The organism is Paraburkholderia sp. NMBU_R16, from assembly GCF_013282575.1.
Lineage (GTDB): Bacteria > Pseudomonadota > Gammaproteobacteria > Burkholderiales > Burkholderiaceae > Trinickia.
Map to the genome: position 1 here is coordinate 31,611 of NZ_JAAAYE010000025.1, position 20,051 is coordinate 51,661.

Annotated in this window: 18 protein-coding genes, 1 tRNA gene and 1 pseudogene; 8 read left to right on the plus strand and 12 right to left on the minus strand. The window is 62.6% G+C overall.

All coding sequences use genetic code 11. The features are described from left to right. Window positions 1-18 precede the first annotated feature (18 nt). Window positions 19-495: a glycine zipper 2TM domain-containing protein gene (locus tag GWC77_RS14675; protein ID WP_173257951.1), complete on the plus strand. Its 477-nt coding sequence runs from the start codon at window positions 19-21 to the stop codon at window positions 493-495. A gap of 162 nt (window positions 496-657) precedes the next feature. Here GWC77_RS14675 and GWC77_RS14680 read toward each other — a convergent pair whose 3' ends face one another. The 7 genes from GWC77_RS14680 to ccsA form a co-directional block, all read right to left on the minus strand. Continuing rightward, window positions 658-1,248, minus strand: coding sequence for a histone H1-like DNA-binding protein (locus tag GWC77_RS14680; protein ID WP_173257953.1), 591 nt, complete (start codon window positions 1,246-1,248; stop codon window positions 658-660). Window positions 1,249-1,293: 45 nt separating this feature from the next. After that, a complete protein-coding gene (locus GWC77_RS29610; protein ID WP_254366970.1) occupies window positions 1,294-1,602 on the minus strand; it encodes a hypothetical protein in 309 nt (102 codons plus the stop codon). A gap of 80 nt (window positions 1,603-1,682) precedes the next feature. Further along, complete coding sequence (locus GWC77_RS14685) at window positions 1,683-2,909, minus strand: ribonucleotide-diphosphate reductase subunit beta (RefSeq protein ID WP_173257955.1); 1,227 nt, start codon at window positions 2,907-2,909, stop codon at window positions 1,683-1,685. A 277-nt stretch (window positions 2,910-3,186) separates the two neighbouring features. Beyond that, window positions 3,187-6,177, minus strand: coding sequence for a ribonucleoside-diphosphate reductase subunit alpha (locus GWC77_RS14690; protein ID WP_173257957.1), 2,991 nt, complete (start codon window positions 6,175-6,177; stop codon window positions 3,187-3,189). Window positions 6,178-6,657: 480 nt separating this feature from the next. After that, on the minus strand, window positions 6,658-7,245 hold the full coding sequence (gene ampD / locus GWC77_RS14695; protein WP_173257959.1) for a 1,6-anhydro-N-acetylmuramyl-L-alanine amidase AmpD: 588 nt from the start codon (window positions 7,243-7,245) through the stop codon (window positions 6,658-6,660). 6 nt (window positions 7,246-7,251) lie between these two features. Further along, window positions 7,252-7,545 carry a PP0621 family protein gene (locus GWC77_RS14700; RefSeq protein WP_173257961.1) on the minus strand — a complete coding sequence of 98 codons (294 nt, stop codon included), beginning with the start codon at window positions 7,543-7,545 and terminating at the stop codon, window positions 7,252-7,254. A gap of 3 nt (window positions 7,546-7,548) precedes the next feature. Next, window positions 7,549-8,472 carry an inner membrane protein YpjD gene (gene ccsA / locus GWC77_RS14705; RefSeq protein ID WP_173257963.1) on the minus strand — a complete coding sequence of 308 codons (924 nt, stop codon included), beginning with the start codon at window positions 8,470-8,472 and terminating at the stop codon, window positions 7,549-7,551. A gap of 74 nt (window positions 8,473-8,546) precedes the next feature. On the opposite strand from ccsA, the gene ffh reads away from it, so the two are divergent. Together ffh and GWC77_RS14715 are read left to right on the plus strand one after the other, a co-directional pair. Continuing rightward, entirely contained in the window at window positions 8,547-9,914 is a 1,368-nt protein-coding gene (ffh, locus tag GWC77_RS14710; RefSeq protein WP_173257965.1) for a signal recognition particle protein, read from the plus strand. Window positions 9,915-9,998: 84 nt separating this feature from the next. After that, the gene (locus tag GWC77_RS14715) at window positions 9,999-10,550 is read left to right on the plus strand and encodes a hypoxanthine-guanine phosphoribosyltransferase (RefSeq protein ID WP_173257967.1); all 552 of its coding nucleotides are present in this window, start codon (window positions 9,999-10,001) and stop codon (window positions 10,548-10,550) included. 56 nt (window positions 10,551-10,606) lie between these two features. Here GWC77_RS14715 and GWC77_RS14720 read toward each other — a convergent pair whose 3' ends face one another. Further along, the gene (locus tag GWC77_RS14720) at window positions 10,607-12,346 is read right to left on the minus strand and encodes a proline--tRNA ligase (RefSeq protein WP_173257969.1); all 1,740 of its coding nucleotides are present in this window, start codon (window positions 12,344-12,346) and stop codon (window positions 10,607-10,609) included. A 255-nt stretch (window positions 12,347-12,601) separates the two neighbouring features. Here GWC77_RS14720 and GWC77_RS14725 point away from each other — a divergent pair. Beyond that, a pseudogene (locus GWC77_RS14725) lies at window positions 12,602-13,102 on the plus strand (RNA pyrophosphohydrolase); the annotation flags it as partial. A 257-nt stretch (window positions 13,103-13,359) separates the two neighbouring features. Then, window positions 13,360-13,929, plus strand: coding sequence for a CNP1-like family protein (locus tag GWC77_RS14730; protein WP_173257971.1), 570 nt, complete (start codon window positions 13,360-13,362; stop codon window positions 13,927-13,929). 52 nt (window positions 13,930-13,981) lie between these two features. On the opposite strand, the gene proB is transcribed toward GWC77_RS14730, so the two are convergent. From proB to rplU, 4 genes are all read right to left on the minus strand, one after another. Next, window positions 13,982-15,100, minus strand: coding sequence for a glutamate 5-kinase (gene proB, locus GWC77_RS14735; RefSeq protein ID WP_173257973.1), 1,119 nt, complete (start codon window positions 15,098-15,100; stop codon window positions 13,982-13,984). Window positions 15,101-15,202: 102 nt separating this feature from the next. Then, complete coding sequence (cgtA, locus tag GWC77_RS14740) at window positions 15,203-16,315, minus strand: Obg family GTPase CgtA (protein WP_173257975.1); 1,113 nt, start codon at window positions 16,313-16,315, stop codon at window positions 15,203-15,205. A gap of 205 nt (window positions 16,316-16,520) precedes the next feature. Beyond that, entirely contained in the window at window positions 16,521-16,784 is a 264-nt protein-coding gene (gene rpmA / locus GWC77_RS14745; RefSeq protein ID WP_173257976.1) for a 50S ribosomal protein L27, read from the minus strand. 24 nt (window positions 16,785-16,808) lie between these two features. Beyond that, window positions 16,809-17,120, minus strand: coding sequence for a 50S ribosomal protein L21 (rplU, locus tag GWC77_RS14750; RefSeq protein ID WP_173257978.1), 312 nt, complete (start codon window positions 17,118-17,120; stop codon window positions 16,809-16,811). Between the two features lie 345 nt (window positions 17,121-17,465). Between rplU and GWC77_RS14755 the strand changes: the two genes are divergently transcribed. The 3 genes from GWC77_RS14755 to GWC77_RS14765 all read left to right on the plus strand — a co-directional run bounded on the left by GWC77_RS14755 (window position 17,466) and on the right by GWC77_RS14765 (window position 20,049). Continuing rightward, window positions 17,466-18,458, plus strand: a complete 993-nt coding sequence (locus tag GWC77_RS14755; RefSeq protein WP_173257980.1) for a polyprenyl synthetase family protein — start codon at window positions 17,466-17,468, stop codon at window positions 18,456-18,458. A 30-nt stretch (window positions 18,459-18,488) separates the two neighbouring features. Then, window positions 18,489-18,565 (plus strand) — tRNA-Pro (locus tag GWC77_RS14760). Between the two features lie 188 nt (window positions 18,566-18,753). Further along, complete coding sequence (locus tag GWC77_RS14765; RefSeq protein ID WP_173257982.1) at window positions 18,754-20,049, plus strand: HlyC/CorC family transporter; 1,296 nt, start codon at window positions 18,754-18,756, stop codon at window positions 20,047-20,049. Window positions 20,050-20,051 lie beyond the last annotated feature (2 nt).

Consider the following 20,051-nt stretch of genomic DNA (forward strand, 5'->3'; position numbering starts at 1 on the left):
TTCGAGGAGCAGCACAAAATGAAAACATCGGCTCGTGTGACATTCGCCACAGTGCTCGCCAGCGCGCTGGCGATGACGGGGTGTGCCTATAACAGCAGCTCGGCGGACGTCTATAGCGCCGGCCAGGCACAGCGTGAGCAAACGGTGCGCATGGGGACCGTCGAAAGCGTGAGAGGCGTGACGATCAGCTCGAACAACGGTCAGCCGAGCGGAATCGGCGCGCTCGGCGGCGGCGCTGCCGGCGCGGTCGCCGGCAGCACGATCGGCGGCGGAAAAGGCTCGATTCTCACCGCCATCGCCGGCGGCCTCATCGGTGCAGTCGCGGGCAACGCAGTCGAGAACGGCGTTGCCAAGCGCTCTGGCGTAGAGATCACCGTTCGGCTCGACAACGGCGACTTGCGCGCCATCACGCAAAGCGCGACCGGCGAAATCTTCCAAGCGGGAGATCGCGTGCGGCTGCTTTCGAGCGGCGGCGTAACGCGCGTCACGCATTGAGCCGCGCGCGGCGGCGGCGCAGCTGAGCTGTCGCGGAGGGCGACGGGCGGACGCGATGCTCAGGCGCTCCATAAAAAAACCCGTCACCGGTACGCTGGTGACGGGTTTTTAACTGCATGGCCGCGACAACCATACCGCGGCCGAGCTTTCCTGCGACGACGCTTACGGACGCGAACCCGTCGGGAACGGCCAAGCCGCAGCCGGGTTCAGTGCCGTCTTGACGCTGGGCGCAGCCGGCGAGGCAGCGGGCGCCGCAGGGGCAGCAGGCGTGGCAGGCGCAGCCTTCTTCGCGGCCGCCTTCTTCGCAGGGGCAGCCTTCTTCGCAGCGGCCTTCTTCGCAGGGGCAGCCTTCTTGGCGGCGGTCTTTTTCGCAGCGGCCTTCTTCGCAGGCGCGGCCTTCTTCGCAGCGGTTTTCTTGGCGGCAGCCTTCTTCGCAGGCGCAGCCTTCTTCGCCGCGGTCTTCTTTGCTGCGGCCTTCTTCGCCGGAGCTGCCTTCTTCGCAGCGGCCTTCTTCGCCGGAGCTGCCTTCTTCGCTACCGTCTTCTTCGCCGCGACTTTCTTCGCTGCAGCCTTCTTGGCCGGAGCCGCCCTCTTCGCAGCGGCCTTCTTCGCCGGAGCAGCCTTCTTCGCTACGGTCTTCTTCGCCGCGACCTTCTTCACTGCAACCTTCTTGGCCGGAGCCGCCTTCTTCGCAGCGGCCTTCTTCGCCGGAGCAGCTTTCTTTGCAGCGGGTTTCTTCTTGGCAGTTGCCATTGTTTTCTCCTTCAGGTTTCGAGAGTCAATTTGAACTACACCTCATCAAAACCCGCTTCCCGCTGCGCGCCGGTCAGGGCGCGCGCTGCGAAGCGGGCTATTCATCGGCGTACGCGAATGCAGCGCGCTTACGCTAATGAATACGGCAAGGCGTGCCGTGCCCGACGGCACAGCACGCCCAATCAAGTCGGCAACGCGGCGCATTGCGCTCGCGCCTGCCGGCAATCGCTTGAGTCGAGCTGGCGGCCGCGCGGCCGCCAGCTTTTTCGAGGGGTAGTTCGCCCGTCCCACTGAAGGGTTCGCAAAGTGCCTATCATGTTTGTGGGCGGACCTGCCGCCGGGCACGCTCTGCATCAGGCGTTCTTGCTCCTAACCATATCCGCCGCGGTTCGCGCCGCGGCCACCCCAGCCAATCGTTTCGCGAGCGTTTCCTGTCATTCCCAGGAAAGCGCTCCGCCAGTTTGATATTCGATGACACGCGTCTCGAAGAAGTTGCGCTCCTTCTTCAAGTCGATCATCTCGCTCATCCACGGGAACGGGTTCTCCTCATTCGGGAACAGCGGATCGAGGCCGATCTGCTGGCACCGCCGATTGCAGATGAAGCGCAAGTAACTCTTGAACATCGAGGCGTTCAGTCCCAGCACGCCGCGCGGCATCGTGTCTTCCGCGTAGCGATACTCGAGATCGACCGCATGCCGGAACACCGCGCGGATCTCCTCGCGGAATGCCGGAGTCCACAAGTGCGGGTTCTCGAGCTTGATCTGGTTGATGAGGTCGATACCGAAGTTGCAGTGCATCGACTCGTCACGCAGGATGTACTGGTATTGCTCCGCAGCACCCGTCATCTTGTTCTGCCGGCCGAGCGCAAGAATTTGCGTAAACCCGACGTAGAAGAAGAGCCCTTCCATCACACAGGCAAAGACGATCAGCGACTTGAGCAGTTGCTGATCCGCTTCGAGGGTGCCCGTCTTGAAGGCCGGATCGGTCAGCGTATGGATGAACGGGATCAGGAATTCGTCCTTGTCCCGGATCGACTGAACCTCGTGGTAGGCATTGAAGATTTCGCCTTCATCGAGACCCAGCGATTCGACGATGTACTGGTACGCGTGGGTGTGGATCGCTTCTTCGAACGCCTGGCGCAGCAGGAACTGCCGGCACTCCGGTGCCGTGATGTGCCGGTAGGTGCCGAGCACGATGTTGTTCGCTGCAAGCGAGTCCGCCGTCACGAAGAAGCCGAGATTGCGCTTGACGATGCGGCGCTCGTCCTCGGTCAACCCGTTTGGATCCTTCCACAGGGCGATGTCGCGGGACATGTTGATTTCCTGCGGCATCCAATGATTCGCGCAGCCGGCCAGGTACTTCTCCCAAGCCCACTTGTACTTGAACGGCACGAGCTGATTGACGTCTGTCTTGCCGTTGATGATGCGCTTGTCGGCCACGTTCACCCGCGCTTCGGGCTGAGGAGCCGGCGCGGCTTCGGCCGTCGCATAGGGGGCGACCGCGATGTCGCCCGCGAAGATGTCTTGCGCCAACGGAGCCTGCGTCGCGCGATGCGACGCCGCTTGCGTTCCGACAACCGGCCCTGCGGGGTTGCGCAACGCATTCGCTTGCGAACCGCTCGAGGGAGTTACGGCAGTCGTCTCGTCATCCCAGTTGAGCATAAATTCTCACCATCAATTTAGAACGGTTTGTACCATCTTTTCACGAGCGATAAAAGGGTTCGCTCACGAAAATTCCTGTTTTCGATTCACGCTGCGACCTGCATACAACACTTTGATCGATGCATCGGACAGTCGAGCACTTCTTGATGACTCGACGATGCATGCGCTCGGTTCGATTTCTTCTCTTTCAGATGTGCAGCATCGTCGATGCCCGCTCTCGATTCGCGCCGCTCGCCAAGCCGAGCGAGCAGCGCGTCGATGCCGGTCGTTATCCTTGCTACTGGCAAGCCTCGCACTCATCGAAGCCCGGGTCGCCCGGACGCATCATGCATACGGGACCATCGGCTTGAGGCTCTACCGCCACTGCCGCCGCATCGAGACCGCCCGAGGTCGAACCCGTCGCGCCGCCCATGGCACCGCCGCTCGCACCGAAGCCGCCCGCCGCGCCACCGCCGCCGAGGCCACCGTCGTTCGACGGCACCGCGTTGAGCGCGCCATGCGCGACCGTCGACTTCTCGACGTGCGTTGCTGCCATCGTTCGCAGGTAATAAGTCGTCTTGAGACCCCTCAACCACGCCAGCTTGTAGACCTCGTCGAGTTTCTTGCCCGACGCGCCGGCCATGTAAATGTTGAGCGACTGCGCCTGGTCGATCCACTTCTGCCGGCGCGCCGCCGCCTCGACGAGCCACTTCGGATCGACCTCGAACGCCGTCGCATAGATGGCGCGCAGATCGGCCGGGACGCGATCGATGCGTGACAGCGTGCCGTCGAAGTACTTCAGATCGGCGACCATGACCTCGTCCCAGAGGTTGCGCGCCTTCAGATCGCGCACGAGATAGTCGTTCACGACCGTGAATTCGCCCGACAGATTCGACTTCACGTAAAGATTCTGGAAAGTCGGCTCGATACAGGCCGACACGCCGATGATGTTGGAGATCGTCGCCGTCGGCGCGATCGCCACGCAGTTCGAGTTGCGCATGCCATGGGTAGCGATGCGCGAGCGCAGCGTCGCCCAATCCATCGATTCGCTCGAATCGATCTCGACATAGCCGCCGCGCGCCTCGGCCAGCAGCTTCAACGTATCCTGCGGAAGAATGCCGCGGTCCCAGAGCGAGCCGCGGTAGCTCGAGTAGCGGCCGCGCTCCTCGGCGAGCTCCGTCGACGCGTAGTAGGCGTAGTAACAGACGGCTTCCATCGAGCGGTCGGCAAACTCGACCGCGGCGTCGGACGCGTACGGCGTACGCAGCAGGTGCAGGCAGTCCTGGAAACCCATGATGCCGAGACCGACCGGCCGGTGCTTGAGGTTCGAATTGCGCGCCTTCGGCACCGCGTAATAATTGATGTCGATGACGTTGTCGAGCATGCGCATCGCCACACTCACCGTCCGCTTGAGCTTGTCATGGTCGAGCAGATAGCTGCCGTCAGGCTGCCGGGTCATGTGCGCGACGAGGTTCACCGAGCCGAGGTTGCACACGGCGATCTCGGTGTCGCTCGTGTTCAACGTGATCTCGGTGCACAGGTTCGACGAATGGACGACACCGACGTGCTGCTGCGGCGAGCGCAGATTGCAAGGGTCCTTGAACGTAATCCAGGGATGCCCGGTCTCGAACAGCATGCCGAGCATCTTGCGCCAGAGTTGCGCCGCCGGGATCCGCTTGAAGAGCTTGATCTCGCCGCGCGCGACCTTGTCTTCGTAAGCCGTATAAGCCGCCTCGAAGTCGGTGCCGAATTTGTCGTGCAGATCGGGGCAGGTGGACGGCGAAAAGAGCGTCCAGTCGCCGCCTTCCATGACCCGCTTCATGAACAGGTCGGGAATCCAGTTCGCCGTGTTCATATCATGCGTGCGGCGGCGGTCGTCGCCGGTGTTCTTGCGCAGCTCCAGGAATTCTTCGATGTCGAGGTGCCACGACTCCAGATAGGCGCACACCGCACCCTTGCGCTTGCCACCCTGGTTGACCGCCACTGCCGTATCGTTGACGACCTTCAGGAACGGCACGACGCCCTGCGACTTGCCGTTGGTACCCTTGATATGCGAGCCGAGCGCGCGCACGCGCGTCCAGTCATTGCCGAGGCCGCCGGCGAACTTCGAGAGCAGCGCGTTTTCCTTGAGCGCCTCATAGATGCCGTCGAGGTCGTCCGCAACCGTCGTCAGATAGCACGACGAAAGCTGCGAGCGGCGCGTGCCCGAGTTGAAGAGCGTCGGCGTCGAGCTCATGAAGTCGAACGTCGAGAGTACGTCGTAGAACTCGATGGCGCGCGCTTCGCGATCGATCTCGTTCAGGGCCAGGCCCATCGCCACGCGCATAAAGAATGCCTGCGGCATTTCGATTCGCGTGCCATCGACGTGCAGGAAGTAGCGGTCGTACAGCGTTTGCAAGCCCAGGTAGCCGAACTGCAGGTCGCGGTTCGCGTCGAGCGCCGCGCCGAGGCGCTTCAGATCGAACTGCTGCAGCTTTTCGTCGAGCAGTTCGGCCTCTATGCCGCGCTTGATGAACTGCGGGAAATATTCGGCGTAGCGCTCGCTCATTTCGCGCTGCGTCACTTCCTCGCTGAGAATTTCGCGGCGGATCGTGTGCAGCAGGATGCGTGCCGTGACTTGGCTGTAGGCCGGGTCCTTTTCGATCATCGTGCGCGCCGCGAGAATCGCCGAGTCGTAGACTTGGCTCATCGGCACGCCGTCATAGAGGTTCTTGACCGTCTCGGCCACGATCGGCTCGGCGCTCACCGCATCGCCGAGATGCTCGCAGGCCGACTCGATGAGGCCCGTCAGCGCCTTCATGTCGAGCGGGCGGCTGATGCCGTTGTCGACGACGTTGAGCCCCGACGATTGGACGGCCTCTTCGTGCTCTTGCGCGCGTTCCTGAGTCCGCTTTTCGCGATAAAGGACGTAGGCTCGGGCGACGTTGTGCTCGCCGCCGCGCATGAGGGCCAGTTCGACCTGGTCCTGGATGTCCTCGATATGGAACGTGCCGCCGTTCGGACGGCTGCGCAGCAACGCGCGCACCACGCTCTGCGTGAGCTGCTCGACGAGTTCGCGCACGCGCGCCGATGCGGCGCCCTGCCCACCGTTGACGGCGAGGAAGGCTTTCGTCACGGCGATCGCGATTTTGGACGGCTCGAACGACACGACGCTGCCATTGCGGCGGATCACCTTGTAATCGGCGAACGTCGCCTGAGGCGCAAGCGGCTGCGGATGGCCTGCCTGTCCACCGACGGGGCGGCCCGTTGCCGCGCCCTGCTGGCTCGTCATGTTGTCGGTCGTTTGCATGTGCAAAGCTCCTGATCTTCGATGTGCGGACATGCCGCGGATTGGAACAACCGCCGCGCTACCCCGAGCGCGAACGATGAGGTGCGGGAATGGAAGAGACGCAATTCGGCTGCCGAGAGCCGATACGACGTGCAATGGACGATGGCCTTCTTCATTGTTCTAGCCATGTAACGCCTCTATCCCCGAAAGGGTGGCGGGCCTCGAACCGATGTCCGGCACCCACCGCCCGCGTCTTTTGCAACGCTTCGAGCGCTGCGGCGCTTTACCCCGATCAAAAGCACCGCCAGCGCGCCGACACAACATATTGTGAATTTCAGCGTCGGCCACACCAAGTATAGTAGACCGATGGGCCAACTCAAAAAGGTTTATTTGGCGCCCGATACTTGACTTTTGATTATTCGAGACAGGGCAAGGACTTGGGCAAAACGCAAGAGGGGCGCGGGTTTCGACACTATCGGAAGACGCTTTGTCCGCCCACGCTCAGCGATGCCGGTAGGGGAAATACCGATCGGCGAGACCCGTCTCGCGAGCCAGTCGGTCCCAATCGAAATACGGTCCCGGGTCCGTCTTTCGGCCTGGCGCGATGTCGGCATGACCGGCCAGCGCATCGATGGGATAGCGCGCCACGAGCGCCCTCACCAGTTCGGCGAGCGTCTCGTACTGCGGCGGCTCGAAGCAGAGATCGTCCGTGCCTTCCAGCTCGATGCCGATGGAAAAATCGTTGCAGCGCGGTCGCCCGAAAAATTCGGACGCCCCCGCATGCCATGCGCGCGCCTCGCAGGATACGAACTGCTCGAGCGCGCCATTGCGCGCGATCAGGAAATGGGAGGACACGCGCAACCCGCGCAGATGTTCGTCGAAATACGGGTGCGCAGAGCATTCGAGCCGGTTCTGAAACAGCTCGGTTATGGCGCTGCCGCCGAACTCGCCGGGCGGCAGACTGATGTTATGGATGACGATCAGCGAAGGTGCGACGCCATCGGGCCGCACCTCGCAATTAGGCGACGGCGATATATGCGCCGTGCTGACCCAACCGTCCGTGTCGACGGCGAGACGCTCACCGCGCATCGGCGTTCACCGTGTCCCCGCCGCGCGCGCAGTGTAGGGACGCGCATGTTCCGCACAGCAAAAGTACTGCTGGCCGACGAGGACCGACTCGCTCCTCGGCGCATGGACGCCGCAGGCCGCGCACCGCTCCACGGGCTCGGCGAGGGACGGTGTGTTCCGAGGCCGCGCGCGGCGAGCCGAGGACGACGCGCCGCGCCCCGCATCGGCGCGCGCATTGCCGCGCGCCTGCCCCGCCCGCTGCAGTTTGACGAGCCAGCGAGCCGCCAGCACGAAGACAATGAGAAGTAGAAGTTGTCGCATCGGTCAGACCACCGGGCGATGCAAAAGCACCTCGAAAACGAAACGGCTGCCGACATAGGCGAGCAGCAAAGCCGCGAACGACGCCAGCACCCACCGCAGCGCAGCACGTCCGCGCCACCCCGAGACACGCCGCGCCGTCAACAGCGCACCGAACATCACCCACGAGAGCAACGCGAAGACGGTCTTGTGGTCGAGCGTGAGCGCGCGGTCGACGAGCTGCTCGCTGAACAGAATGCCCGACAGCAGCGTCAGCGTGAGCAGCACGAACCCCGCTGCGATCAGCCTGAACAGCAGCTTTTCGAGTGTCAGCAGCGCAGGCAAGGTGTCGAGCCAGCTCGCAAGCCAGCCACCGGCCGCATGCCGTTCGATGGAGCCGCGCAAGGCGTGCAGCCGCCGTTCGGCAAACAGCATCAGGACCGCGTGCAGCGCGGCGATTGCGAACAGGCCATAGGCAACGTTCGCGATGATGAAATGTAATTTGAACAGCGGCGCCGCAGCATACGGAAGCACGCGCACGCCGCCGAAAAAGAGCGGCAGCAAGGACGCACCGGCGGCCAGCGGCAGCACCAGCAGGCGCAATCCGTCGAGCGGAAAGAAAAAGCTTTCGATCCAGTAAATGCCGGCGCCGAGCCAGAACATCGCCGACAGCGCGAATGCGAAGCCGAACACCATCGCGTCGCGCGGGAAAATCGTCGTATGCAGCAGCACCCCGTGCACCACGAGCGCCACGCAAAGCAGGCCCCGTTCCGTCGGCGTCATACCGGATGCCGCGGCGCGCAGCGAGCGGGCCTCCACGTGCGCGACGTTCGGGAACATCGCGGGAGCGCCGCCACGCCCGCCTGCCGCAACGGTGCGGTAAGCGCGCCAACCCGTTACGGCGAGGCCGCCGTACAAGAGTGCGGTGAGGGCATACAGTACAATGTCCATGTTCCGCAGTTTACACTAGCGGCCGCACCGGCTCGACCGGCCCGCACCGTTCACGTTCCGTTTTCCCGCCTCCCATGCTCGACACTCTCACTCAACGGATGGCGCGCGTCGTCAAGACGCTGCGCGGAGAAGCCCGCCTCACCGAAGCCAATACGCAGGACATGCTGCGCGAGGTGCGCCTGGCGCTGCTCGAAGCCGACGTCGCACTGCCTGTCGTGCGCGATTTCGTCGCCAAGGTGAAAGAAAAGGCGCTCGGCGAAGAAGTGGTCGGCAGTCTGTCGCCGGGCCAGGCGCTCGTCGGTGTCGTGCAGCGCGAGCTGACCGCCGTCATCGGCGGCGATTACGCGGGGCAGGCCGCCGAGCTCGACCTCGCCGTCACGCCGCCCGCCGTCATTCTGATGGCCGGCCTGCAAGGCGCCGGCAAGACCACGACCGTCGGCAAGCTCGCCAAGCTGCTGCGCGAGCAGTACAAGAAGAAAGTGCTGACCGTCTCCTGCGACGTCTATCGGCCGGCCGCTATCGCTCAGTTGAAAACGGTCACCGAGCAAGTCGGCGCCGAATTCTTTCCCTCGCAACCGGACCAAAAACCCGTCGACATCGCCGTTGCCGCGGTCGATTGGGCCAAGCGCCACTATCACGACGTCCTGATCGTCGACACAGCGGGCCGTCTCGGCATCGACGAAGCGATGATGCAGGAAATCTCCGCGCTGCACGCCGCGCTCAAGCCGGCAGAAACGCTTTTCGTCGTCGATGCGATGCTGGGCCAGGACGCCGTCAACACGGCGAAGGCGTTCAACGACGCGCTGCCGCTGACTGGTGTCGTCCTCACGAAGCTGGACGGCGACTCACGCGGCGGCGCCGCGCTTTCGGTGCGCCACATCACCGGCAAGCCGATCAAGTTCGTCGGCGTAGCCGAGAAGCTGGACGGGCTCGAGATTTTCTACCCGGAGCGGATGGCGAACCGGATCCTCGGCATGGGCGACATTCTTGCGCTCGTGGAAGAGGCGCAGCGCAACGTCGACGTAAAAGCCGCCCAGAAGTTGGCGGACAAGGTCAAAAAAGGCGGTGACTTCGACCTCAACGATTTTCGCGCCCAGCTCTCGCAGATGAAGAACATGGGCGGGCTTTCCACGCTGATGGACAAGCTGCCGGCCCAGTTCCAGCAGGCGGCTGCCGGCGCCGACATGAGCCAGGCCGAAAAACAGATGCGCCGGATGGAAGGCATCATCAACTCGATGACCCCGCGCGAGCGCGCCAAGCCCGAGCTCATCAAGGCTACGCGCAAACGCCGCATCGCCGCGGGCGCGGGCGTCCAGGTGCAGGAGGTCAACCGCATGCTGAATCAATACGAGCAGATGCGCACGATGATGAAAAAGCTCAAAGGCGGCAACCTGCAGAAGATGATGCGCGGCATGAAGGGTATGCTGCCGGGTATGCGCTGAAGCTAGCGCTATGGGCAAACAGGTGGCATAGGCCGCCATGCCGCACTATATATAGACGATAGACACCGCTCGTTCGACGCCACCATGAATCGCGAAGAAGCTTTCCATATCTTCAGCCACTCCGAAGAAATCGTCCCGGCCGACGAAGTGAGCGCCTCGATTGCGCGCATGGCCGAGGAGATGCGGGCCCAGATGAGCGACGATTTCCCGCTCGTGCTGTCGGTGATGGGCGGTGCAGCCGTCTTTACCGGCATGCTGCTGCCCCATCTCGACTTTCCCCTCGAGTTCGATTACATCCATCTCACGCGCTACCGCAACACCACGAAGGGCAGTGCCGAGATGCAATGGCGCGTCGCGCCGGCCGAATCGGTCAAAGACCGCGTCGTGCTCGTGCTCGACGACATCCTCGACGAAGGCGAAACGATGGCCGCGATCCGCGACCGCATCCTCGCGATGGGCGCGAAGCGGTTCCTGAGCGCGGTGCTCTGCGAGAAGACCCTGCAAAAGAGCAAGCCGCTCTACCCTGACTTCTGTGGATTCAAAGTGCCCGATCGGTATGTGTTCGGCTGCGGCATGGATGCGCGCGGCTACTGGCGCAATCTGCCGGCCATTCGGGCGCTGACGGAAGGCGCCTGACACGCTCGGCGCTCCTCGCCAGCACGCACGGGCCCGAGAGCGGGCCCGTGCTTTTTTCAGCGAACCGCCATTGCCGAGCGCACTCGCGCGGTGGCGAAGGCCGCCGCTTCATCGGCAGGCACGAGCGTCGGCTCGGTGTCGCGCCGACCCTGATATTCGATCTTCCCGTCTTTCAAGCCACGCTCGCCGATGACGAGCCGATGCGGCACGCCGATCAATTCCCAATCGGCAAACATGACACCGGGCCGCTCGCCGCGATCGTCGAGAATCACGTCGACACCGGCTTCGGTCAGCTGTGCGTAGAGCTTGTCCGCCGCCTCGCGCACGACCTCGCTGCGCTCATAGCCCATCGGGCACAGCACGATTTCGAACGGCGCGATCGCCTCGGGCCAGATGATGCCGCGCTCGTCGTTGTTCTGTTCGATGGCGGCGCCGAGGATCCGCGTGATACCGATGCCGTAGCAACCCATCACCATGGATTGCGGCTTGCCGGTCTCGTCGAGAAAGCTCGCGCCCATCGCGTCGGAGTACTTCGTGCCAAGCTGGAAGACGTGACCGACCTCGATCCCGCGGCAAATCTCGAGCGTGCCTTGGCCGTCGGGCGACGGATCGCCCGGTTTGACGTTGCGGATATCGGCCACCTCGGGTTCGGGCAGATCGCGGCCCCAGTTGACGCCCGTCGTGTGGTAGTCGATCTCGTTTGAGCCGACGACGAAATCGCTCATCCGCGCAACCGTCCGGTCCGCAATGACTTTCACAGGCTTTTTCGTGCCGATCGGGCCGAGATAGCCGGGCGGCGTACCGAACCACTGAACGATCTCCTCTTCGGTCGCGAAACGAAAATCCTTGAGCCCGGGCAGCTTGGCGGTCTTGATTTCGTTGAGATCGTGATCGCCGCGCAACATCAGCAGCCAGATCGTGGGTTCGGCGCCTTCGTTGTCCGTCGCAAGCACGATCGACTTGATCGTCCGCTCGAGCGGAATGCCAAGGAACTCCGCCACCGCCTCGCATTTCGCCTTGCCCGGCGTAGCGGTCTTCGTCATCGCCTCGCGCGGCGCGGCGCGCTCCGCGATGAGCGGCAGGGCCTCGGCGGCCTCGACATTCGCTGCGAAATCGGAATTCGGACAGTAGGCGATATCATCTTCGCCCGTCGAAGCGATCACGTGGAACTCCTGCGACTTGTTGCCGCCGATCGCCCCGCTATCGGCCGCGACCGCGCGAAACTCGAGGCCGATGCGCGTGAAGATGCGCACATAGGCCTCGTACATCTTGCGATACGACTCGTCGAGCCCGGCTTGATCCTTGTCGAACGAATACGCGTCCTTCATCGTGAATTCGCGCCCGCGCATCACTCCAAAGCGAGGACGGATCTCATCGCGGAATTTCGTCTGGACCTGATAGAAGTTCACCGGCAATTGCCGATAGCTCTTGATCTGATTACGCGCGATATCGGTGACGACTTCCTCGTGCGTCGGCCCCATCACGAAATCCCCGTCCTTGCGGTCCTTGAAGCGAAGCAATTCCGGTCCGTATTGCTTCCATCGCCCCGACTCCTGCCAAAGCTCGGCGGGTTGGACAGCGGGCATCAGCAGCTCGAGCGCCCCTGCGCGGTTCATCTCCTCGCGCACGATCGCTTCCACCTTGCGGATCGAGCGCAGCCCGATCGGCAGATAGCTGTAAATGCCGCCGGCAACTCGGCGGATCATGCCCGCGCGGACCATCAATTTATGGCTGACGACTTCCGCGTCGGCCGGAGCTTCCTTCAGGGTGCCGATAAAAAAACGGGACGCTTTCATTCAGTTTTCCAAAAGCGGCGGCCCAAGGCGGGCTGCCAAAAGAAGGGAACGAGCGGATTCGGGGCCGTGCAGGCCCGTCGCGCCGCACGCGAGCCACCTGCCCATACCCCAGATGACGATTCGTCCGGCACGCGGCCGGAACGGGCGGGGCGGTAAGCCTAGCCAAACGTCCGGCCCGTGCTGGTACTTGCCGATGCGGAACACTCGTTATCTGTTTATAATCAAAGCAATTTTAAAGGATTCGAAGGTGGTTGTATGCTGGATCGCGAAGGCTTTCGCCCGAACGTCGGCATCATCCTCTTGAACGCGCACAACGAGGTGTTTTGGGGCAAGCGGCTGCGTGAACATTCCTGGCAGTTTCCGCAAGGCGGCATCAAATATGGTGAGACGCCCTTGCAAGCGATGTATCGGGAGTTACACGAAGAAACCGGCCTGCGTCCGGAACACGTCAAAATCATCGGTCGCACGCGCGACTGGCTGCGTTACGAGGTGCCGGACAAGTTCATCAAGCGCGAAGTACGCGGGCACTATCGCGGCCAGAAGCAGATCTGGTTCTTGCTCCGCATGGTCGGCCGCGATTGCGACATCTGCCTGCGCGCCACCGACCATCCGGAATTCGATGCTTGGCGTTGGAACGAATACTGGGTGCCGCTCGATGCCGTCATCGAGTTCAAGCGGGATGTTTATCATTTGGCGTTGACCGAGCTGTCGCGGTTTTTGCGTCGCCCGGCGCCAAGGCATGACAAGCCGCGCGGCAAGAATGGACACTCGAAGCAGCCGCGTGCCTGCTCCGAATCCGAGCCGGCCCTCGCCGCAGTGCTCTCGGCGGGCGCGGGTGTCGTCATGATCGAAGCGACAGTCGACGCGTCGGCCGACCTGCCCTGTCCATCGAGCCCGTCCGCCGTCACTACCCCCGAGTAGCGCGCGGCGGTAGTGGAATAGCCGGAAAGTCGCGAACGGGCGCTATCATTCGGTTCTCCGAATCATCGTGCCCGTTTTTCGAGGAACCCATATTGAAAGCGACGACTCTCGCCATGGCCGCGCTGGCGGCCTGCGCCGTACTGGCCGGCTGCTCGCACACTCCCAAGTCCCAAACCGAAGCTTCGGACAAGGACGAGAGCACATTCACCTACCTGCTCGAACGCCAGTCGAAATGGACTGAGAACAAGCTCGACGCCCTGCCGCCGTTGCCGCAATCGGCCAATTTGTTGCCTTTCGAGGTTTCGCAAAATACGCCGCTGCACTTCGCGGTCGACGCTAAATCGATCGATGTCGGCTCGGACGGCGTCGTGCGCTACACAATCGTAGTCACGAGCCCCTCTGGCGCGCAGAATATCAACTACGAGGGCATTCGCTGTGACAACTACGAGTGGCGACAATACGCGGGGCTGAACGCAGAGCACAACGGTTGGGACAGCAGCGTTGCCACGCGCTGGCGCCGTATCGAAAACGGCGATCTCAACGCCTATCAGGCCGCGCTCTACAAGGATTATTTCTGCGCGAACAAGTTGCCGGCGGCCTCGGCGAAAACCATCGTCAACAATATCCGCTATGGGCGTACGGCAGCGTCGCTGATTCATTGACGCAAGACACCTGCGGCGCACGCAAACCACGATTGCGCGGCCATCAGTCTCTCTAGACCAGCACCAAATTGTCGCGGTGAATCAGCTCGGGCTCGAGCATGTAGCCGAGGATCGACTCGATTTCGGCACTGGGCTTGCGATGGATCAGCTTCGCTTCCGCGCTGCTGTAGTTGGTGATGCCGCGCGCGATTTCGCGTCCAGCCGTGTTGAGACACGCGATGACTTCGCCACGCGCGAACGCGCCATGCACATCGACGATACCGATCGGCAAAAGACTCTTGCCGCCGGCGGTTAGTTTTTCGACCGCGCCGTCGTCGATGACGACATGCCCACGCACTTGCAGATGATCGGCCATCCACTGCTTGCGTGCGGCGAGCCGGGCCGTGCGCGCGACGAGTTGCGTGCCGATGGCCTCGCCGGCTGCCAGCCGCACGAGAACATCGGTCTCCCGCCCGCTTGCAATCACGGTATTGGCGCCGCTGCCTGCCGCCCGTTTCGCCGCGAGAATCTTGGTGAGCATGCCGCCCCGACCGATACTGGAGCCGGCGCCGCCCGCCATTGCCTCCAACTCCGGCGCTCCGGCATCGGCCTCGCGCACTAGTTCGGCGGCGGGGTCCTTGCGTGGGTCCGCGGTGAAAAGCCCGAGTTGATCGGTGAGAATGATCAGCGCATCGCCCTCGATCAGGTTGGCGACGAGCGCGCCGAGCGTGTCGTTGTCGCCAAACTTGATCTCGTCGGTGACGACGGTGTCGTTCTCATTGATGATCGGCACGACCCCGAGTGCAAGGAGCGTCAACAGCGTCGAGCGCGCATTCAGATATCGCTCGCGGTCGGCGAGGTCGGCGTGCGTGAGCAGTATCTGCGCGGTCCGGATGCCGTGTTCGGCAAACCGGCTTTCGTAGACCTGAGCGAGGCCCATCTGGCCCACCGCGGCAGCGGCCTGGAGCTCGTCGATTTCCCTGGGACGTTTCGCCCAGCCCAGTCGCTGCATGCCCTCGGCAATAGCACCGGAGCTCACGAGGACCACCTCTTTGCCAAGCCCGCGCAATTGCGCGATCTGTGCGGCCCAGCGTCCGATGGCGGCTTGGTCGAGTCCCCGCCCGTCATTCGTGACGAGGCTCGAGCCCACTTTGACTACCAGGCGTTTCGAATCGGCGATGACAGAGCGCATCGTGCGAAAGTCTCCAATTGAATAGCGCGGGTAAAGCGGCCCGCGCAACGCTGCAGCGCGCGATCCCCGCCACGCCGCCGGCCGCCGATCGTGAGGCGACCGCTATGCGCTTGGCGCGCCGCCCTCCGGTTCAGTCGACGAAGGTCCGTCGCGAAATCGTACGTCGGCCGCGAGATCTTCGGCTTGCTCCGCGCGATGCGCGTCTGAGTGGGCGGCAAGGTAATCGTAGATGGCGTAGCAAAGGTTTTCGCAACCGAAACCGGTGAGCGCCGAAATCTCGAAAACGGGGCCGGTCCATTCGAAGCGCGCGAGAAAATCCGCGACGCGCGCCTGCCGCTCGTCCTCCGGCACCATATCGAGCTTGTTGAGCACGAGCCAGCGCGGTTTTTGAAAGAGCGCTTCGTCGTACTTGCGCAGCTCGCCCACGATGGCACGCGCGTCCACCACGGGATCGACGCTTTCATCGAAGGGCGCGAGATCGACGAGATGCAGCAGCAAGCCGGTGCGCTGCAAGTGACGCAAAAACTGGTGACCGAGGCCCGCACCTTCGGCCGCGCCCTCGATCAAGCCGGGAATGTCGGCAATCACGAAGCTCTTGCTGGGACCCACCCGCACCACGCCGAGATTCGGCGCGAGCGTCGTGAACGGATAATCCGCGATCTTCGGCCTGGCGTTCGATACGGAAGAAATGAATGTCGACTTGCCGGCGTTCGGCATGCCGAGCAGACCCACGTCGGCCAGCACTTTGAGTTCGAGCCGCAACATACGCCGGTCGCCGGGCTTGCCCTCGGTTTTTTGCCGCGGCGCGCGATTGGTACTCGATTTGAAGTGGAGATTGCCGAGGCCGCCGGCGCCGCCCTTGGCGACGAGGACCGTCTGCTCGTGTTCGGTGAGATCCGCGATGAGTTCGCCGGTGTCCTGATCGGTGATGACCGTCCCCACCGGCATACGCAGGACGATATCGTCGCCGCCCTTGCCGTAGCAGTCCGAGCCGCGCCCGTTCTCGCCGTTGCGCGCCTGATGCTTCTTCGCGTAGCGGTAGTCGATCAGCGTGTTGATATTGCGATCCGCGACGGCATAGACGCTGCCGCCTCGGCCACCGTCGCCACCGTCGGGTCCGCCGAATGGAACGAACTTCTCACGGCGCATCGACGCGCTGCCGTCGCCGCCGTCGCCGGCGATCACCTCGATCCGCGCTTCGTCAATGAACTTCATCTATTGCTCCGTCCCGTGTTTTCGATATTGTGCCGCGCCGGCCGACGATGACCAAGCCGGCCAACGCCATGCCAGCGGGACAGGGACGCCACTTCGCGTGGGCTTGCAGCCCTGCCTGAGCCCAAGCGCAAACTGCGCTTGCAACAAAAAAGCCCCGCCATTTCGCGGGGCCTTCTCGGTTTGTCGCACCCGTGTCCGGTCGAACTCAGACCGCAGCCGGGATGACGTTGACCATGTGCTTCTTGGCTGCGCCTTTCGTCGTGAACTTGACGTGGCCGTCGACCAGCGCGAACAGCGTATGGTCCTTGCCGAGACCGACGTTGTCGCCCGGGTGCATACGCGTGCCGCGTTGGCGAACGATGATGCCGCCTGCGTTGATCGCCTGGCCGCCGTACACCTTCACACCGAGGCGTTTCGACTCGGAGTCGCGGCCGTTGCGGGAAGACCCGCCTGCTTTCTTGTGTGCCATCTGATTGCTCCTTGACCGGTGCGCTTACGCGTTGATCGCGTCAATGCGCAGTTCGGTGTAATTCTGGCGGTGACCAGCGTGCTTCTGGTAGTGCTTCCGGCGACGCATCTTGAAGATGGTCACTTTCGGATGCCGACCGTGCGATACGACGGTAGCCTTGACGGAAGCCCCACTGACCAGCGGCGAACCGAATTGAATCGATTCACCTTCGCCCACTGCGAGCACCTGGTCCAGCGTGATTTCAGCGTCAATGTCTGCCGGTATCTGTTCTACTTTCAATTTTTCGCCGACGGCAACTTTGTACTGCTTGCCACCGGTTTTTATGACCGCGTACATTGATAACCTCACTCTGTATTCCGCCGTCGCACCGATTCCGCCCGTCGTTCCGCCGCCTGAACATCCAGGACGCGTGCCGGGGACGTCGCCCGCACAACAGCATTCCTCTTTCACGCACCGCGCGTGAAAACGCGTGATTATACATGGGGTTAGCGGCGAGGTCAAAACTTCCGGCGTACCCCTCCTTTCAGCGGTCCCGATCCTCTTTCCGTCCCGCCGTGCTTTCGATGTGGCCCCAATGATGCCGGCGCGGCGGCTCGATTCGCCGGCGGGCGAGCACATCGCATGCGCTTCGGAAGCGTTGATAACCCTTTATAATCCGCGGCACTACCCATTTTTCTCATCATGTCGTCGACCGCCACCTCCACTCCCAGCGCAGCCAACCTGCTTGCCCGTATCACCGAAGATATGGAGCAGGTCAATCGCGTCATCAGGCAACGTTTGGCCTCCGAGGTGTTCCTGATCAACCAGATCTCGGAATACATCATCGGCGCGGGCGGCAAAAGACTGCGTCCAGCGCTGCTGTTGCTCGTCGCGCGCGCGCTCGGCGATACCACCGGTCACCGGCACGAACTCGCGGCCGTCGTCGAATTCATTCATACGGCCACCCTGCTGCACGACGATGTCGTCGACGAATCGGACCTGCGCCGCGGCCGCAAGACGGCCAATGCGCTGTTCGGCAACGCGGCCAGTGTGCTCGTCGGCGACTTTCTCTACTCCCGATCGTTCCAGATGATGGTCGGCGTCGGCAAGATGCGCGTCATGGAAATCCTCTCGGAAGCGACGAACATCATTTCCGAGGGCGAAGTCCTGCAGTTGCTCAATATGCATGACGCCGATGTCGACGAGACCCGCTATATGCAGGTCATTCGATACAAGACGGCCAAGCTGTTCGAGGCCGCTGCCCAACTCGGCGCGGTGCTCGCGGGAGTGGACGCCACCACGGAAGCGGCCGCCGCTGAGTTTGGCCGCCGCATCGGCACGGCCTTCCAGATCATGGACGATTGGCTCGATTACACCGGCACGGCCGAATCGATGGGCAAGAATGCCGGCGACGATTTGCGCGAAGGCAAACCGACGCTGCCGCTCATCTATCTGATCGAGCGCGGCACGCCCGAGCAATCGGCGCTTGCCCGTCAAGCGATCGAACACGGCGGCACCGATCGCTTCGAAACGATCTTCGATGCCATTACCCGCTCGGGTGCGCTCGACCATACGCTCGAGTGCGCGAAGCGCGAGGCGCAAGCAGCGGCCGCGGCGATTTCGTCGTTCCCGGATTCCCATTACAAGGAAAGCCTGATAGAATTATGTTCTTACTCGACGGCGAGGCAGTCCTGAAAGCGACTGATCTGCTTGAGTAGTCAAATTCGGGGTGTAGCTTAGCCTGGTAGAGCGCTACGTTCGGGACGTAGAGGCCGGAGGTTCGAATCCTCTCACCCCGACCAGGTTTCTATAAAACAGCGGGTGCATACCCGCTGTTTTATTTTGTACTCCTGTACACGCCACCTCGGCATTCTCGCGGCAAATCGTCTTGCGACCTGGCGCCGTTCGAGGCAGTGGCCTGCGGCCCGCCTAGGCACGAACAACGCTCTGCTATATTGTCGCCATCCCCTTTTCGGCCTGTTCGCTACGCGTGGAACACCTTCCCTTATGGGCGCAAGTCGGCGCCGTCTTCGTACTCCTCTTCGTTTCGGGCTTCTTCTCGATCTCGGAAACCGCGATGATGGCGCTCAATCGCCATCGTCTCAAACATCTGGTCACCAAGGGCGCGTTCGGCGCCAAGACAACGCAGGGCCTGCTCGCGCGCACCGATGAACTGCTCGGCGTCATCCTGATCGGCAACAATCTGCTCAACACGGTCATCCCGGTGCTGACCACCTCGATCGCGCTGCGCACGTTCGGCAGCAACAACCTCGTGCTGTCCGTCGCGACCGGCATCGTCGCGTTCCTCATCATCGTATTCGCCGAAATCACGCCGAAGATCGTCGGCGCGACCTACCCCGAGAAGATCGCGCTGCCTGCCGGCTTCATCATCGCGCCGCTGATGCGCGCGCTGAAACCGGTCATCTGGTTCGTCAATCTTTTTTCGAACGCGATTCTGGCGCTCTTGCACATCAACACCAAGGGCGGACGCGATCAGCGCCTCTCGACCGAAGAGCTGCGCACCATCGTACTGGAATCGGGCAGTTTCATGCCGACCAAGCACCGCAGCATTCTGCTGAACCTGTTCGATCTCGAAAACATCTCCGTCGACGACGTGATGATTCCGCGTCGTCGCATTGAATCGCTCGATTTCGACGCCCCGTTCGAAGACATCATGCGGCAACTCGAAACCTGCTATCACAACAAGCTGATCGTCTATCAGGGCGATATCGATCGTGTACTCGGCGTATTGCACGTCCGCAAGACGCTCGCCGCGCTGCATAAGCAGGAACTCGAACGCGAAACGCTGCGCGAGCTGCTCACCGAGCCGTACTTCGTTCCATCGGGCACCCCCGTATTCCAGCAACTCCAGTACTTTCAGGAAACGCGGCAACGTACGGCGCTCGTCGTCGACGAGTACGGCGAGTTGCAAGGGATGGTCACGCCGGAGGACATCCTGGAGGAGCTCATCGGCGAATTCACGACATCCATTCCACGCAGCGCCGGCTCGCGGCGAGGCTGGAACGAGCAAGGCGAATGCATCGTCGCGGGCAGCATGCCGCTGCGCGAACTCAACCGCTGGCTGCAGCTGAACCTGCCGACAGACGGGCCGAAGACGCTCAACGGTCTCATTCTGGAAACGCTCGAGGAAATTCCCGAAGGCGACGTCTGCGTGCGCATCGGCGACATTCCGCTGGAAGTGATGCAAAGCGACGACCAAGCCATCCGCACGGTGAAGGTCTTCAAACCGAGAGCACTTGCGGCGGCGAAACCGGCACGCGATTGACG

Coding starts and splice junctions, on each gene's coding strand:
- GWC77_RS14700 (WP_173257961.1), bottom strand. CDS start 7,545: ATGCGACAACTTCTACTTCTCATTGTCTTCGTGCTGGCGGCTCGCTGG.
- GWC77_RS14755 (WP_173257980.1), top strand. CDS start 17,466: ATGTCGTCGACCGCCACCTCCACTCCCAGCGCAGCCAACCTGCTTGCC.
- cgtA (WP_173257975.1), bottom strand. CDS start 16,315: ATGAAGTTCATTGACGAAGCGCGGATCGAGGTGATCGCCGGCGACGGC.
- rplU (WP_173257978.1), bottom strand. CDS start 17,120: ATGTACGCGGTCATAAAAACCGGTGGCAAGCAGTACAAAGTTGCCGTC.
- GWC77_RS14680 (WP_173257953.1), bottom strand. CDS start 1,248: ATGGCAACTGCCAAGAAGAAACCCGCTGCAAAGAAAGCTGCTCCGGCG.
- ffh (WP_173257965.1), top strand. CDS start 8,547: ATGCTCGACACTCTCACTCAACGGATGGCGCGCGTCGTCAAGACGCTG.
- GWC77_RS14675 (WP_173257951.1), top strand. CDS start 19: ATGAAAACATCGGCTCGTGTGACATTCGCCACAGTGCTCGCCAGCGCG.
- GWC77_RS14685 (WP_173257955.1), bottom strand. CDS start 2,909: ATGCTCAACTGGGATGACGAGACGACTGCCGTAACTCCCTCGAGCGGT.
- GWC77_RS29610 (WP_254366970.1), bottom strand. CDS start 1,602: ATGCAGAGCGTGCCCGGCGGCAGGTCCGCCCACAAACATGATAGGCAC.
- GWC77_RS14720 (WP_173257969.1), bottom strand. CDS start 12,346: ATGAAAGCGTCCCGTTTTTTTATCGGCACCCTGAAGGAAGCTCCGGCC.
- rpmA (WP_173257976.1), bottom strand. CDS start 16,784: ATGGCACACAAGAAAGCAGGCGGGTCTTCCCGCAACGGCCGCGACTCC.
- ccsA (WP_173257963.1), bottom strand. CDS start 8,472: ATGGACATTGTACTGTATGCCCTCACCGCACTCTTGTACGGCGGCCTC.
- ampD (WP_173257959.1), bottom strand. CDS start 7,245: ATGCGCGGTGAGCGTCTCGCCGTCGACACGGACGGTTGGGTCAGCACG.
- GWC77_RS14715 (WP_173257967.1), top strand. CDS start 9,999: ATGAATCGCGAAGAAGCTTTCCATATCTTCAGCCACTCCGAAGAAATC.
- proB (WP_173257973.1), bottom strand. CDS start 15,100: ATGCGCTCTGTCATCGCCGATTCGAAACGCCTGGTAGTCAAAGTGGGC.
- GWC77_RS14690 (WP_173257957.1), bottom strand. CDS start 6,177: ATGCAAACGACCGACAACATGACGAGCCAGCAGGGCGCGGCAACGGGC.